Here is a 14343-nt window from a genome sequence, read left to right as displayed (position 1 = left end):
ATCCGATGCGTGGGGTTTTTTCGGTGATTTGTATCGGTTTAGAAATGGAAACTGGTGGTCAGCATCGCCGTACGACCCGCTGCCTGGTTGGCGAAGTGCGCCGCGAACGCCTTGTCGTAGTAGGTCTTGTCGGTGAGGTTTTGCACGTTCAACTGCAGGTCAACGTTCTTGGTCAGCTTGTAGCTGGCCATGGCGTCGTAGCGGGTGTAGGACGGCACGTAAACGGTGTTGCCCGCGTCGCCGTAGACTTCGTCGACATAGAACGCGCCGCCACCGATAGTGAGCTTTGGTGTCACGTCATAGGTTGTCCACAGGCTGAAGGTGTTCTTCGGTGTGTTGGGCATCTGGTTGCCTTTGTTGGAGCCGGCGCTGACGACGCCGTTACGGCCGTTCAAGCCCGGGTCCACCAGCTCGCTTTTCAGGTAGCTGTAGCCGGCGAACACTTGCCATTGATCGGTCAGCTTGCCGCTGGCGGACAACTCCAGACCGTCGACGCGGGATTCGCCGCCGTTTTCATAGGTCAGCGCGTCCACCAGGATGCGTGTGTTTTTCTTCTCGGTGCGGAACACCGCGGCGGTCAGGGACAGGCGATCATGGAACATGTCCCACTTGGTGCCCAGCTCGTAGTTGACGGTTTCTTCGGGTTTCAGGTCGCTGGTTGCGGCGCCGGCAGACAGCGGGTTGCCGTCGGCGCCTTCACCCACCAGGCCGCCGGCAGGCGAGGCCGAAGTGGCGTAGGACGCGTAGATGCTGCCGTTTTCTACCGGCTTCCAGACCAGGCCGGCCTGCCAGTTGAAGAACTGGCTGTCGTTCTTGATCTTGCTGCGGGCCGGGACGGTAGCGGTCGGCACCGCGTTGGTGTTGGCCACGGTGTCGAAGGTGTCGTAGCGCAGGCCGACGTTCAGCAGCCATTTCGGGTCCAGTTCGATGGTGTCGAACACATAGGCGGCGCGGCTGGTGGCCTTGGTGTTGGTGCCGTTGTAGTTGCGCGCGATGCTGCTGTTCCAAGGATCATTCGGGTTTGGATTGCTCAACGACGTACAGCTGGGCGTGGTGCCGGGATTACAGACTTGCGCGTTGTTTGAGCTGCCGAAGTTGTAGCCGCTGACGCGGGTTTCTTCACCGGTGAACTCCAGGCCCGTGGAGTAAGAGTGTTTGAAGCCCAGGGCCTGGAAGCTGCCGAACAGATCCGTCTGGTTGGTGGTGGTTTCGGTGGTGGACACGCGTGCGTTGGCGCGGCGCCATACGGTACCGAACTGGCTGACATTGCGCTTGCTGTCGTCCGGTTGCGTAAGGATGTAATCCTGCCCAGTGTTGCCATGACGCAGGGTGTTTTTCAGCGTCATGTTGTCGTTCAGGTCGTGTTCGATGGAGACCGTGCTGATGTCGGCGCGGGTCTTGCGGAAGTCGCGGCTCTTCAGGCCGTAGAAGTTAGTGCTGTCGCCGCCGTCGGTGGGTTTGTCATGCACGTGGGCGGTGGCGGTCGGCGAGCTGTAGCCATACGGAATCCCCGAATCCGGCAGGTCGTTGCTTTCCATGTGGTAGTAGCTGAGGTTGACGCGGGTCGGGGTGCCCAGGCCGAAGGTCAGCGACGGCGCCACGCCCCAACGGTCGTAGTTGACGGCATCACGCCCGGCGACGTTCTGTTCGTGGCTCATCAGGTTCAGGCGAAACGCCGCGCTGTCGAGGAACTGACGGTTGACGTCGAGCACGTAGCGGCGGGTCTGGTCGGAGCCGTAGGTGAAACCGCCATTGGTGAAGTCTCGCGCCTGTGGGGTCTTGCTCACCAGATTGAGGCTGCCGCCGGCCGAACCGCGACCGCCGAAGGACGAGTTGGGGCCTTTGCTGACTTCGATGGACTCGATGTCGAAGATCTCGCGGCTCTGGCCGCCGGTGTCGCGCACGCCGTCCAGGTACGTGTCGCCCTGGGCGTCAAAGCCGCGAATGAATGGACGGTCGCCCTGTGGGTTGCCGCCTTCACCGGCGCCGAAGGTTATCCCCGGCACGGTGCGCAAGGCATCCTGCAACGAGGTGGCGGCGGTGTCCTTGAGGACTTGCTGCGGCACGACGGTGACCGAGCGCGGGGTGTCTACCAGCGGCGCGGTGTACTTCTGCGAGGAGGCTTTTTCGACCTGGTAGGACGTGCTGTCCTGTTCCTGGCCGGTGATGCTGGTGGCTCCCAGGGAAATGCTGTTGCGCTCGCCTTTCTGCTCGGTGTCTTCAGCGGCTTGCGCCAGTTGGGCGGCAGAGCTGGCGCTGATGGCAACGCCGATGGCCGAGGCCAGCAAGCGTGGTGAACTGGCAGGTGTTTTTATCGAAGTGCGCGGCATGAAAGTGTCCTTTCCCCAAGGAGGTGAGGCCGCGGAATATAGGGAGAACAAGACTTTATATCAATTGAGATACATTACTATTCGCGCTGAATTTACATTCTTTACACTTTTTGCTTACGGTTTTTACGATCTCGTTCGTCCTTTGGGCGGGAGTGGGGTTGTACACAGTCAATAAGAATCACTACCATTGGCGCCTCACTGTTTTCAGGTAATGCCTCCATGTTGCTGCACATTCCCGGCCTGTTCTCTCGTGAGGAAGTGCTGCGCATCCGCGACGCCTTGACGCAGACCGAGTGGGCCGACGGCAAAATCACTGCCGGGCACCAATCGGCCAAGGCCAAACACAACCTGCAACTGCCGGAAGGCCACCCACTGGCGCAGGAAATCGGCGCGGCGATCCTTGATCGGCTGTGGAAAAATCCGCTGTTCATGTCAGCGGCGTTACCGCACAAGGTCTTCCCTCCGTTGCTCAACTGTTACACCGCCGGTGGCAGTTTCGACTTTCATATCGACAATGCCGTGCGCCAGTCCAAGGGCAGCCACGAGCGGGTGCGCACCGACCTTTCCTCCACGGTATTTTTCAGCGACCCCGACGACTACGACGGCGGCGAGCTGGAAATCCAGGACACCTTCGGCCTGCAGCGGGTCAAGTTGCCGGCGGGCGACATGGTGCTGTACCCCGGCTCCAGCCTGCACAAAGTCAACGCGGTGACCCGTGGCGCGCGCTACGCCTCGTTTTTCTGGACCCAAAGCCTGGTGCGTGAAGACAGCCAGCGCACCTTGCTGTTCGAGATGGACGGCGCGATCCAGCAGTTGAGCCGGGACGTGCCTGACCACCCGGCGCTGATCCAGCTTACCGGCACCTATCACAACCTGCTGCGCCGCTGGGTTGAGGTCTGACCGTGGGCTTTTTATTGCGCCGTGAAGAAGTCCTCAACGTTGAGCAATTGCAGGCCATGCTCGACGATTCTCCGGTGCGCGCCGCCCAGGCGATTTTGATCGCGGCGAAAGAGGGTGTTGTGGATGCCCAGGCGCTGCTCGGGCAAATCCTGCTGGAAGGGCGCGGCATCGAGCGCGATGAAGCGTTGGCGTTGCGCTGGTTTCGCATTGCCGCCCAAGGCGGGCACCTGATGGCGCGCAATATGCTCGGGCGTTGCCTGGAGCATGGTTGGGGCTGTGGGGCGGATCCCGTGGCGGCAGCGCGGGAGTACCGTCTAGCGGCGGAAGCCGGGCTGGATTGGGGGTTGTACAACTACGCCAATCTGCTGGCGACCGGGCGCGGGGTTGTCGAGGACCAAACCCAGGCGCTGGCATGTTATCGACAGGCGGCGCAATTGGGCCATGCCAAGTCGATGAACCTGCTGGGGCGTTATCTGGAAGAAGGGCTGCACTGCCCGAGGGATCGGGAGGCGGCGGTGGCGTGGTATCGCCGGTCAGCAGAAGGCGGGGATTTTCGCGGGCAGTTCAGTTATGCGGCGGTGTTGGCGGATCAAGGTCAGATCGAGGCTGCGCTGGAATGGCTGCGCAAGGCCCTGGCGGGCGGGAATTTGAAGTTCTTGCGGGTGGCGCACAAGGCGTTGTCGGCCGCCAATGATCCGAAGATTCGGGCGATGGCCGAGATTTATCAAGCGCATGCCATTGAACTTGCTCGTTCCCACGCTCTGCGTGGAAATGCCGCCCTGGACGCTCGGCGTCCGCTCTAAGGGCGTGACGCAGAGCGTCACCGGATGCGTTCCCACGCAGAGCGTGGGAACGATCAGGGCGTGGGTTTACAGGTAGAACGATTTCAGTGGCGGGAAGCCATTGAACTCAACCGCGCTGTAGCTGGTGGTGTACGCACCGGTAGACAACCAGTACATCCGGTCACCAATCGCCAGGTTCAGCGGCAGGCCGTACTTGTAGTTCTCGTACATGATGTCGGCGCTGTCGCAGGTCGGGCCGGCGATGACCACTTCTTCCATCTCGCCTTTCTTCTCGGTCCAGATCGGGAACTTGATGGCTTCGTCCATGGTTTCGATCAGGCCGGAGAATTTGCCCACGTCGGTGTATACCCAACGCTCGACGGCGGTGCGGGATTTGCGCGCAACCAGTACCACTTCGCTGACCAGGATGCCGGCGTTGGCGATCAACGAACGGCCCGGCTCCAGGATGATTTCCGGCAGGTCGTCACCGAAATCTTCCTTGAGGAAGCGGATGATTTCTTCGGCGTAGGTTTCCAGGCTGTTGGTGCGGGTGATGTAGTTGGCCGGGAAGCCGCCGCCCATGTTGATCAGCTTCAGGTGAATGCCGTCTTCTTCCTTCAGGCGCTCGAAGATCACTTTGACCTTGGCAATCGCCGCGTCCCACACGCTGATGTCACGCTGTTGCGAGCCGACGTGGAAGGAGATGCCGTAAGGCACCAGGCCCAGGTCGCGGGCGAGGATCAGCAGGTCCATGGCCATGTCGGTCTGGCAGCCGAATTTGCGCGACAGCGGCCAGTCAGCCGTGGTCGAGCCTTCGGTGAGAATACGTACATACACTTTCGAACCCGGGGCGGCCTTGGCGATATTGCGCAGGTCGGCTTCGGAGTCCGTGGAGAACAGGCGCACGCCTTTCTCGTAGAAGTAGCGGATGTCCTTGGATTTCTTGATGGTGTTGCCGTAGCTGATACGGTCAGGGCTGACGCCGCGGTCCATGACCTTGTCCAGCTCGTAGATCGACGCGATGTCGAAGCTCGAACCCTTGTCTTTGAGGAGGTCGATGATCTCGACGGCCGGGTTGGCCTTGACGGCGTAATACACCTTGGCGAATTCGAAACCGGCGCGCAGGTCATCGTAGGCCTGGCTGATCATCGCGGTGTCGATCACCACGAACGGGGTTTCCTGGGTATCGGCGAACGCCTTCATTTTGTCAAAAGTGGCGCGCGCGAAATAATCTTCGACCTGGATCGACATGCTGGGAACTCCTACTGGCAAACTAAATTGATCAATGGGTGCAAATGAACGTCCTCCGTATCCCCACTTTGGTTCGCCTACTTCCCAAGGCATGTCGCCGAAAGCAAAAAGGCCATGGGATCAACCGCTTCCCTTGGCCTTGCTGTCTCGTCGTCAGTACTTGAGCCGGATGGATCGTTTCCAGCATGGACGTTCGGCGCGAACTTTAGGACGTGAGGGGCTATAGATCAACTAAAAATGTCGCGTTTTTGCACGCGTTCGTCGTGAGGCCGTGTGCAGCTACTTATGTAACCGACCGGTATGACGGATTGATGTTCCCCCAGGAGTGTTATTCGAGGGGAACTGGGAGCGCTTTTGTGGCGAGGGAGCTTGCTCCCGCTGGAGTGCGTAGCGCTCCCGGCTTTTTTGGGGCTGCTGCGCAGCCCAACGGGAGCAAGCTCCCGCGCCACAAGGGGATATCAGGCCAGTGCTGTCTCGGCGGGCGACACAATACTGGTCTTGCCCCCACGGGACTTACCGGAACTCAGGTACTCGGCAATCGACTCCTGGGTCACTTCCCCCAGGAACACCCGCTCCGCATCCATCACCGGCAACCACGAGCGGTTGAACTCGTACATCCGCGACAACAGGATGCGCAAGTGCTCGTCGTACGCCGCCGTGGCGTTGAACTCGCGCAGGTATTGGCCGCAGGTACCGGTCTGACGATGCAGGTCGCGACGTCGCACATAACCCAGGGCCTTGTTCTCGGCGTCGGTCACCACCACGTAGCGACGGTCCAGTTCGTCCATCTGCTCCAGGGCGTCCGCCACCGGGGTTTCCGGGCTGACCGACGGCGCGTTGTCCGCCGCATCTTCAGCCTTCACCAGCAGCAGGCGCTTGAGGGTGCTGTCCTGGCCAACGAAGTTGCTGACGAACTCGTCGGCAGGGTGGGCCAGCAGGGTGTCCGGGTGGTCGATCTGCAGCAGCTTGCCGGCGCGGAAGATGGCGATCTTGTCGCCCAGCTTGATGGCTTCGTCGATGTCGTGGCTGACCATGATCACGGTCTTGTTCAGCGCACGCTGCATCTCGAAGAATTCGTTCTGGATCATCTCGCGGTTGATCGGGTCGACCGCGCCGAACGGCTCATCCATCAGCAGCAACGGTGCATCCGCCGCCAGGGCACGGATCACGCCGATCCGCTGTTGCTGGCCACCGGACAGTTCACGCGGGTAGCGATGCAGGTACTGCTTGGGCTCCAGCTTGATCATGCTCATCAATTCGCGGGCGCGGTCGTGGCATTTCTGCTTGTCCCAGCCCAGCAGCTTGGGCACCACCACGATGTTTTCTTCGATGGTCATGTTCGGGAACAGGCCGATCTGCTGGATCACGTAGCCGATGTTGCGACGCAGGGTCACTTCGTCGAGGTCAGTGGTGTCTTCGCCGTTGATCAGGATCTTGCCCGAGGTCGGCTTGATCAGGCGGTTGATCATTTTCAGCGTGGTGCTTTTGCCGCAGCCCGACGGGCCGAGGAACACGCAAATTTCGCCTTCGTTGACGGTCAGGCTTACGGAATCAACGGCGGTGATGGTCTTGCCGTTGCTTTGGAAGGTCTTGGTCAGGTTTTGAAGTTCGATCATTTGAGCAGTCCTTTTGGAGTCAGCGTGCGTTGCAGCCATTGCAGAAGCAGGTCGGCGAAGATGGCCAGGAGACTGACCAGCACGGCGCCAACGATCAGCATCGACATGTCGCTGCGGCTGATGGAAGCCAGAATAAGTACACCCAGGCCACCGGCGCCGATGGTGGCGGCGATGGTCATCACACCAATGTTCATCACCACGGCGGTGCGCACACCGGCGAGGATCACCGGCACGGCAATCGGCAACTCGACCATGCGCAGGCGCTGGCCGAAGGTCATGCCGATGCCTTTGGCGGCTTCGCGGATGCCCGGCTCGACGCCGGTGAGGGCGAGGTAGGTGTTACGCATGATGGGCAACAGGGAATAGAGAAACACGGCGGTGATCGCCGGCATCGGCCCCAGGCCCTGGCCGAACTTGGAGTAGAACGGCAGCAGCAGGCCGAACAAGGCAATCGACGGCACGGTCAGCAGCACCGTGGCGCTGGCTTGCAGTGGGCCGGCGAGGGTCGGGAAGCGGGTCATCAGCACGCCCAGGGGCACGCCTACGACGATTGCCAGGATCACTGCAATGCCGACCAGGGTAATGTGCTGCCAGGTCAGGTGCAGGACTTGGGCCCAATCAAGATGGGAAAAGGCGTTCAGGAATTCCATGTCTTCTCCTCTTAGTTGATCGGATGCTGGCGCAGGAAATCTGCGGCCACGGCGGACGGGCTTTCATGGTCGACGTCGACCCGCGCGTTCAGCTGGCGCATGGTTTCGTCGTCGAACAGCGCAGCCAACGGCTTGAGATCAGCGGCCAGTTGCGGGTGAGCGTCGAGGTAAACCTGACGCACCACCGGCGCGGCGGTGTAGTCCGGGAAGTAATGCTTGTCGTCTTCCAGCAGCTTCAATTTGAAGGCGTTCAGGCGACCGTCGGTGGTGTAGACCAAACCGGCAAACACCTGGCCATTACGCAGCGCGGTGTAGACCAGACCGGCGTCCATCTGCCGGGTGTTTTTGCGGGTCAGGTTCATGTCGTACAGCTTGACCATGCCGGCCATGCCGTCGGAACGGTTGGCGAACTCGGTGTCCAGGGCCACCAGGCGGTTGTCCTTGGTTTTCTCGGCCAGGGCGGTGGTCAGGTCGCTGATGCTGTTGATCTGCGGGAATTCCCTGGCCACGTTCTCTGGCAAGGCCAGGGCGTAGGTGTTGCTGAATTTCGAAGGGGAGAGCCAGACCAGGCCTTTTTTCGCATCGAGTTCTTTCACCCGGGCGTAGGACTGTTCGCTGTCGAGTTTCTCGTCGACATGGTTGTAGGCCACCAGCGACACGCCGGTGTATTCCCAGATCAGGTCCAGTTGCCCGCTTTCCTGGGCACTGCGCGCCAGGTTGCTGCCCAGGCCGCCGGTCACACGGGTGTCGTAGCCCTTGGTGCGCAGGTACTGGGAGGTGATTTCGGCGAGCAGGGTCTGTTCGGTGAACACCCGGGCGCCGATACGAATGACCGGTTTTTCAGCGGCTTGCGCAAACCCTGCGAACAGCAGGACGCAGCTCAATATCAATGTCAGTTTTTTCATGTGAATTCCTGTTTCAGGCCTAAGACGGGGCCAAAGCCTTAAGACGGACGCAACCCGCGTTCCAGCCAGAGGCGGCTGGCCATGGTCACCAGACCGTCGAGCAGCAAGGCCAGCAGCGCGGTGCACGCGGCGCCGAGCAGCAGTTGCGGCTGATTGTTCAGGGCGATGCCGGGGAAGATCAGGCTGCCCAGGCTGTTGGCGCCAATCAGGAACGCCAGGGGCGCGGTACCGACGTTGATCGCCAGGGCCACGCGCACACCGCCGATGATGATCGGCACGGCGTTGGGCAGTTCCACGCGAAACAGCACCTGGCGCGGCGTCATGCCGATGCCGACGGCGGCTTCTTTCAGGGAACCTTGAACGTTTTTCAGGCCTTCATAGGTGTTGCGCACGATGGGCAGCAACGAGGCGAGGAACAGCGCGAAGATCGCGGGGCCGCTGCCGATGCCAAGGACACCGAGGGCGATGGCCAGTACGGCCAGGGGAGGGACGGTATTGCCGATGTTGAAGATCTGCATGAAGCGTTCTGCGCGCCCGACCATGTTGGGTCGGCTGAGCAGGATACCGGCGGGAATCCCTACGATCAGGGCGGCCAGCATCGAAACCAGGACGAGGATCAAGTGAGCTTGCAGGTAAAACAACAAATCGTCGCGGTACAGTTCGATCGTGTTGATGCCGATCCAGTGGACCAGCAGGGCCAGGAGAGCGACGACAACCGCTCCTCCTATAAGCCCTTTGCCATAGCGAATAGCCACAGGCGGACTCCTTTTTTCTTCTGTCGGCGAACACATTTCCGAGCGGCAATGCCATTACTGGCTGCCTCTGAATGTGGTCGCGAAATGCAGCTCGCCAATACCGGCAACGCGGTATGAGGTCGAGCCATGAGCGCAGCCTCGTCAGGCTAACTTGCTGATTTTTCAGCCCCTGTTACGAGTGCGATAGCAGGGGAGTGGACGTCTCTACCTTTTAAAAGGTTCCATACTTGGCAGCAATTAGCCACCCCCAATGGGGCGAACGGTGGTCTGTAACCCCGGGTTTGCGCTATACTCGCCGCCCTTTTTTGACTCACCTGCCAGGCGATTTCCCATGACCCACCAGGCCGCCGAAGTCGCGAAACGCCGCACTTTCGCCATTATTTCCCACCCCGATGCCGGTAAAACCACCATCACCGAAAAGCTGTTGCTGATGGGCAAGGCGATCGCGGTGGCCGGCACGGTGAAATCCCGTAAATCCGACCGCCATGCCACCTCCGACTGGATGGAAATGGAAAAGCAGCGTGGTATTTCCATTACCACGTCGGTCATGCAGTTCCCGTATCGCGACCACATGATCAACCTGCTCGACACCCCGGGCCACGAAGACTTCTCCGAAGACACCTACCGCACCCTGACCGCGGTGGACTCGGCACTGATGGTCCTCGACGGCGGTAAAGGCGTTGAGCCACGGACCATCGCGCTGATGGACGTCTGCCGCCTGCGGGACACGCCGATTGTCAGCTTTATCAACAAACTCGACCGTGACATCCGCGACCCGATCGAACTGCTGGACGAAATCGAAGCCGTCCTGAAGATCAAGGCCGCGCCGATCACCTGGCCGATTGGTTGCTACCGCGACTTCAAGGGCGTGTACCACCTGGCCGACGACTACATCATTGTGTACACCGCCGGCCATGGCCACGAACGGACCGATGTGAAAATCATCGAGAAGCTCGACTCCGACGAAGCCCGCGCCCACCTGGGTGACGAGTACGACCGGTTTGTCGAGCAGTTGGAACTGGTGCAGGGTGCCTGCCACGAGTTCAACCAGCAGGAATTCCTCGACGGCCAGCTGACGCCGGTGTTCTTCGGTACCGCCCTGGGCAACTTCGGTGTCGATCACGTGCTCGACGCCGTGGTCAATTGGGCACCCAAGCCGCTGGCCCGTGTTGCCAACGAGCGTACCGTGGAGCCGGTGGAAGAGAAGTTTGCCGGCTTCGTGTTCAAGATCCAGGCGAACATGGACCCGAAACACCGCGACCGTATCGCCTTTATGCGCATCTGCTCCGGCAAATACGAAAAAGGCATGAAGATGCGCCACGTGCGCACCGGCAAGGACGTGCGCATCGGCGACGCCCTGACCTTCTTCTCCTCCGAGCGTGAGCAACTGGAAGAAGCGTTTGCCGGCGACATCATCGGCTTGCACAACCACGGCACCATCCAGATCGGCGACACCTTCACCGAAGGCGAAGCGCTGGGCTTCACCGGCATCCCGCACTTCGCCCCGGAACTGTTCCGCCGCGTACGCCTGCGCGACCCGCTGAAATCCAAGCAACTGCGCCAGGGTTTGCAGCAGTTGGCGGAAGAGGGCGCCACCCAAGTGTTCTTCCCGGAGCGCAGCAACGACATCATCCTTGGCGCCGTCGGTGTGCTGCAGTTCGATGTGGTGGCCAGCCGTCTGAAGGAGGAATACAAGGTGGAATGCTCCTACGAGCCGATCACCGTGTACTCCGCACGCTGGATTGATTGCAGCGATAAGAAGAAGCTGGAAGAGTTCAAGATCAAAGCGGTGGAAAACCTCGCGATCGACGGCGGTGGTCACCTGACCTACCTGGCCCCGACCCGGGTCAACCTGGCGCTGATGGAAGAGCGTTGGCCGGATGTGAAATTCCGCGCGACTCGCGAACACCATTAAGGGTTAGCGGTGGGCGAAAGGGCGAAGCTGTCATGGCTTCGCCCTTTTTTGTGTGGACAGGGTCGGCCAGCGTGGTTTAACGGGGCCAAAGGCAGATCAAGAGCACAGCGGCCTACCGGCCGGCTTGAGTGGGGTGAAGCAACAGCAAAATCAAAGGCGGGCACGGTCCAAATGTGGGAGCTGGCTTGCCTGCGATGCAGACACCTCGGTGTGTCTGAAAAACCGAGGTGTCTGCATCGCAGGCAAGCCAGCTCCCACAGAAAAGCAGATCTGTTTTCGCTCTGGCTTTTGCCTTGGCTTTTACCACTCAAGCCGGCCGGTAGGCCGCTGTGCTCTTGCTTTTGATCTGCTGTTGATCTTGATCTGACTGCCCCATTCAGCCCGAGGCCGAACGCAGGTATTGAGCAGCGGCGGCCCGCTTCGCGGTGCCGGCGCAAGGTCTGTACATACTCATGCTCTATTGGCGAAACACGCGCATTGAGACTAGCGTCTTGAGTACGGGATGTACTCACCGGCAGGAGGGAAATGAGCATGCGTGTTTTATCGCGGGTCGTGTTGTTATTGAAAGTGCTGGCACTGGCGTCCCTGGGCATATCGTCAGCCTGGGCGCATCAGCTGGCGCAGGGCGAGATGCTATTGGCCGCTACGGGAGATCAGACCTGGAAAGACACAGGCAAGACCAGCGGCACCAAGGAGAGCAACTCCGGCAGCTGGAAGCCACAAACCAGCACCACCAGCGGTGATGACGCCGAGAACCCGGATAACGAGGGTGAGGACAGCCAAACCTACGATGATGGCGATAGTTGAGTGCGCCGCCGGACTGCGCTGGCGAAAACCCTGCACGAGGACTAACTTCAACACTGGCGGCGAAAAAAGGCTGTCGTGCGGGATTTACTTACTGACTGGACGGAAATCGACCATGAGTATCTTTCAACGTGTGGTGCTGTTGCTCAAAGTGCTGGTGATGTTGTCACTGGGCATGTCCTCTGCGTGGGCCACTTCGGCCGTGCAAAGCCATTCCACGGGATTTGTGGCAGCGAAGACGGTACAGGCAGGTGGTTTGCAGCTGGCCAAAAGTGAATCCGAGCCTGGTGATGAGGACCAGGGCGGCTCCAAGGATGATGATGATCAACAAACACCCCCGGATGACGATGATAGCGATGCGGGTGATGGTGACAGCGATACTTGAGTCGCGCTGAAAAAAAGCCCCTCTTGCCAGACAGATGCGCTATCCGGCGAGAGGGGCTGTAGAACACAGTCGATGCCCTGGACTTAACCCCAGGGCATTTTTTGTGGGTCAGACCACGAACTGTTCCGCGTAGTGGCACGCCACCTGGCGGTTGTCCAGTGGTCGCAACACCGGTTCATCGGTGCTGCACAGCTGGGTCGCGTACGGGCAGCGCTTGTGGAAGGCGCAGCCAGACGGCGGGTTCAACGGGTTGGGCAGCTCGCCGACGATTTTGATCTTCGGTTTGTTGGGATCCGGATGAATGGTCGGGGTCGCCGACAGCAGCGCCTGGGTGTACGGGTGCAGCGGGCGTGCGTAGATGTCTTCCTTCGGCCCCACTTCCACCGGGCGGCCGAGGTACATCACCATCACGTCATCGGCGACGTGTTGCACCACCGCGAGGTTGTGGGAGATGAACACGTAGGCGGTGTTGAATTCCTGCTGCAGGTCCATGAACAGGTTCAGCACCTGGGCCTGGATCGACACGTCCAGCGCCGAGGTCGGTTCATCCGCCACCAGCACTTTCGGTTGCAGCATCATCGCCCGGGCCAGTGCGATCCGCTGGCGCTGGCCACCGGAGAACATGTGCGGGTAGCGCTGATAATGCTCAGGGCGCAGGCCCACTTGCTTCATCATCGCCTGGACCTTTTCCCGGCGCTCGGCGGCGGACAGGTTGGTGTTGATCAGCAGTGGCTCGCCCAGTTGGTCTCCGACTTTCTGGCGCGGGTTCAGCGAGGCGTACGGGCTCTGGAACACCATCTGCACGTCTTTGCGCAATTGCTTGCGCTGGGCCTTGTCGGCGCCGGCCACTTCCTGGCCGGCGATTTTCAGCGAGCCGGAAGACGGCTCTTCAATCAAGGTCAGGGCGCGGGCCAGGGTGGATTTACCGCAACCGGATTCGCCCACGACCGCGAGGGTCTTGCCGGCTTCCAGCTCGAACGACACACCATTGAGCGCACGCACCAGGGCGTGGCCCTTGAACAGGCCACGGGACACTTCGTAGTGACGGGTCAGGTCGCGGGCGGTAAGTACGACGGCCATTACGCCACCTCCTGATTCAGCGGGTAGAAGCAGCGGGCAAGGCTGTGGCTTTTCGGGTCAAGGCCCGGGCGTTGGGCGCGGCAGGACTCCTGCACATATGGGCAGCGTGGCGACAGCAGGCAACCCTGCGGGCGGTCATAACGGCCGGGCACAATACCCGGCAGCGTGGCCAGGCGCGTGGCGCCCAGGCTGTGCTCGGGAATCGCCTTGAGCAGCGCTTCGCTGTACGGGTGCGCCGGGATGTCGAACAACTGTGGCACCTGGCCGACTTCCACGGCCTGGCCGGCGTACATCACACACACGCGCTGGGCGGTTTCGGCCACCACGGCGAGGTCGTGGGTGATCAGCACCAGGCCCATGTTCTGCTCTTTCTGCAAGGCCAGCAGCAGGTCCATGATCTGGGCCTGGATGGTCACGTCCAGTGCAGTGGTCGGTTCATCGGCGATCAGCAGTTTCGGCTCGCCGGCGATGGCCATGGCGATCGCCACACGCTGGCTCATACCACCGGACAGCTGGTGCGGGTAGGCATCCATACGGCTGGCAGCGCCTGGGATTTCCACCTTTTCCAGCAGTTCGATGGCACGCTTGCGCGCTTGCTTGCCGGACATTTTCAAGTGCAGGCGCAGCACTTCCTCGATCTGGAAACCCACGGTGTAGCTGGGGTTCAGGGCGGTCATCGGGTCCTGGAACACCATCGCCAGGTCTTTGCCGACGATCTGTCGACGCTGGCGGTTGCTCAGCTTGAGCATGTCCTTGCCGTCGAAGTTCAGGGCGTCGGCGGTGACGATGCCGGGGTGCTCGATCAGGCCCATCAGCGCCATCATGGTCACGGATTTACCCGAACCGGACTCGCCAACGATCGCCAGTACTTCGCCTTTGTCGACGGAGATGTCGAGGCCATCGACCACTGGCACGGCGGTCTTGTCGCCGAAGCGGACATTGAGATTCTTGATTTCTAGCAGTGACATGG

General features: G+C 60.7%; 13 protein-coding genes. 5 read left to right on the top strand and 8 right to left on the bottom strand.

The window, feature by feature from the left end; genetic code table 11:
* Window positions 1-38: 38 nt before the first annotated feature.
* Entirely contained in the window at window positions 39-2330 is a 2292-nt protein-coding gene (locus LIY45_RS12730) for a TonB-dependent siderophore receptor (protein WP_226476521.1), read from the bottom strand.
* Between the two features lie 219 nt (window positions 2331-2549).
* On the opposite strand from LIY45_RS12730, the gene LIY45_RS12725 reads away from it, so the two are divergent.
* Entirely contained in the window at window positions 2550-3230 is a 681-nt protein-coding gene (locus LIY45_RS12725) for a Fe2+-dependent dioxygenase (RefSeq protein WP_226476520.1), read from the top strand.
* A gap of 2 nt (window positions 3231-3232) precedes the next feature.
* Window positions 3233-4033, top strand: coding sequence for a sel1 repeat family protein (locus tag LIY45_RS12720; RefSeq protein ID WP_226476519.1), 801 nt, complete (start codon window positions 3233-3235; stop codon window positions 4031-4033).
* A 66-nt stretch (window positions 4034-4099) separates the two neighbouring features.
* Here LIY45_RS12720 and LIY45_RS12715 read toward each other — a convergent pair whose 3' ends face one another.
* The 5 genes from LIY45_RS12715 to LIY45_RS12695 all read right to left on the bottom strand — a co-directional run bounded on the left by LIY45_RS12715 (window position 4100) and on the right by LIY45_RS12695 (window position 9189).
* A complete protein-coding gene (locus tag LIY45_RS12715; RefSeq protein WP_003215969.1) occupies window positions 4100-5263 on the bottom strand; it encodes a type III PLP-dependent enzyme in 1164 nt (387 codons plus the stop codon).
* Between the two features lie 458 nt (window positions 5264-5721).
* Window positions 5722-6879 carry an ABC transporter ATP-binding protein gene (locus LIY45_RS12710; protein WP_008437274.1) on the bottom strand — a complete coding sequence of 386 codons (1158 nt, stop codon included), beginning with the start codon at window positions 6877-6879 and terminating at the stop codon, window positions 5722-5724.
* Entirely contained in the window at window positions 6876-7529 is a 654-nt protein-coding gene (locus LIY45_RS12705; RefSeq protein WP_003215973.1) for an ABC transporter permease, read from the bottom strand. The genes LIY45_RS12710 and LIY45_RS12705 overlap by 4 nt, the downstream gene beginning before the upstream one ends.
* A gap of 11 nt (window positions 7530-7540) precedes the next feature.
* Window positions 7541-8434: a glycine betaine ABC transporter substrate-binding protein gene (locus LIY45_RS12700; RefSeq protein WP_226476518.1), complete on the bottom strand. Its 894-nt coding sequence runs from the start codon at window positions 8432-8434 to the stop codon at window positions 7541-7543.
* Between the two features lie 38 nt (window positions 8435-8472).
* Entirely contained in the window at window positions 8473-9189 is a 717-nt protein-coding gene (locus LIY45_RS12695) for an ABC transporter permease (protein ID WP_003215977.1), read from the bottom strand.
* 331 nt (window positions 9190-9520) lie between these two features.
* Between LIY45_RS12695 and LIY45_RS12690 the strand changes: the two genes are divergently transcribed.
* The 3 genes from LIY45_RS12690 to LIY45_RS12680 all read left to right on the top strand — a co-directional run bounded on the left by LIY45_RS12690 (window position 9521) and on the right by LIY45_RS12680 (window position 12293).
* A complete protein-coding gene (locus tag LIY45_RS12690; RefSeq protein WP_226476517.1) occupies window positions 9521-11104 on the top strand; it encodes a peptide chain release factor 3 in 1584 nt (527 codons plus the stop codon).
* A gap of 531 nt (window positions 11105-11635) precedes the next feature.
* Entirely contained in the window at window positions 11636-11911 is a 276-nt protein-coding gene (locus tag LIY45_RS12685; RefSeq protein WP_226476516.1) for a hypothetical protein, read from the top strand.
* A 112-nt stretch (window positions 11912-12023) separates the two neighbouring features.
* Window positions 12024-12293 (top strand): hypothetical protein, encoded by a 270-nt coding sequence (locus LIY45_RS12680; protein ID WP_226476515.1) that lies wholly within the window; start codon window positions 12024-12026, stop codon window positions 12291-12293.
* A gap of 108 nt (window positions 12294-12401) precedes the next feature.
* Here LIY45_RS12680 and LIY45_RS12675 read toward each other — a convergent pair whose 3' ends face one another.
* Both LIY45_RS12675 and LIY45_RS12670 read right to left on the bottom strand, forming a co-directional pair.
* On the bottom strand, window positions 12402-13373 hold the full coding sequence (locus tag LIY45_RS12675) for a peptide ABC transporter ATP-binding protein (RefSeq protein WP_003215987.1): 972 nt from the start codon (window positions 13371-13373) through the stop codon (window positions 12402-12404).
* Window positions 13373-14341, bottom strand: coding sequence for an ABC transporter ATP-binding protein (locus tag LIY45_RS12670; RefSeq protein ID WP_003215989.1), 969 nt, complete (start codon window positions 14339-14341; stop codon window positions 13373-13375). The genes LIY45_RS12675 and LIY45_RS12670 overlap by 1 nt, the downstream gene beginning before the upstream one ends.
* Between the last annotated feature and the right edge of the window lie 2 nt (window positions 14342-14343).

It is taken from the genome of Pseudomonas sp. MWU16-30323, from assembly GCF_020515595.1.
Lineage (GTDB): Bacteria > Pseudomonadota > Gammaproteobacteria > Pseudomonadales > Pseudomonadaceae > Aquipseudomonas > Aquipseudomonas yamanorum.
This window is presented reverse-complemented; position numbering and strand designations above follow the sequence as displayed.

Coding starts and splice junctions, on each gene's coding strand:
- LIY45_RS12730 (WP_226476521.1), bottom strand. CDS start 2,330: ATGCCGCGCACTTCGATAAAAACACCTGCCAGTTCACCACGCTTGCTG.
- LIY45_RS12725 (WP_226476520.1), top strand. CDS start 2,550: ATGTTGCTGCACATTCCCGGCCTGTTCTCTCGTGAGGAAGTGCTGCGC.
- LIY45_RS12715 (WP_003215969.1), bottom strand. CDS start 5,263: ATGTCGATCCAGGTCGAAGATTATTTCGCGCGCGCCACTTTTGACAAA.
- LIY45_RS12710 (WP_008437274.1), bottom strand. CDS start 6,879: ATGATCGAACTTCAAAACCTGACCAAGACCTTCCAAAGCAACGGCAAG.
- LIY45_RS12705 (WP_003215973.1), bottom strand. CDS start 7,529: ATGGAATTCCTGAACGCCTTTTCCCATCTTGATTGGGCCCAAGTCCTG.
- LIY45_RS12700 (WP_226476518.1), bottom strand. CDS start 8,434: ATGAAAAAACTGACATTGATATTGAGCTGCGTCCTGCTGTTCGCAGGG.
- LIY45_RS12690 (WP_226476517.1), top strand. CDS start 9,521: ATGACCCACCAGGCCGCCGAAGTCGCGAAACGCCGCACTTTCGCCATT.
- LIY45_RS12685 (WP_226476516.1), top strand. CDS start 11,636: ATGCGTGTTTTATCGCGGGTCGTGTTGTTATTGAAAGTGCTGGCACTG.
- LIY45_RS12680 (WP_226476515.1), top strand. CDS start 12,024: ATGAGTATCTTTCAACGTGTGGTGCTGTTGCTCAAAGTGCTGGTGATG.
- LIY45_RS12675 (WP_003215987.1), bottom strand. CDS start 13,373: ATGGCCGTCGTACTTACCGCCCGCGACCTGACCCGTCACTACGAAGTG.
- LIY45_RS12670 (WP_003215989.1), bottom strand. CDS start 14,341: ATGTCACTGCTAGAAATCAAGAATCTCAATGTCCGCTTCGGCGACAAG.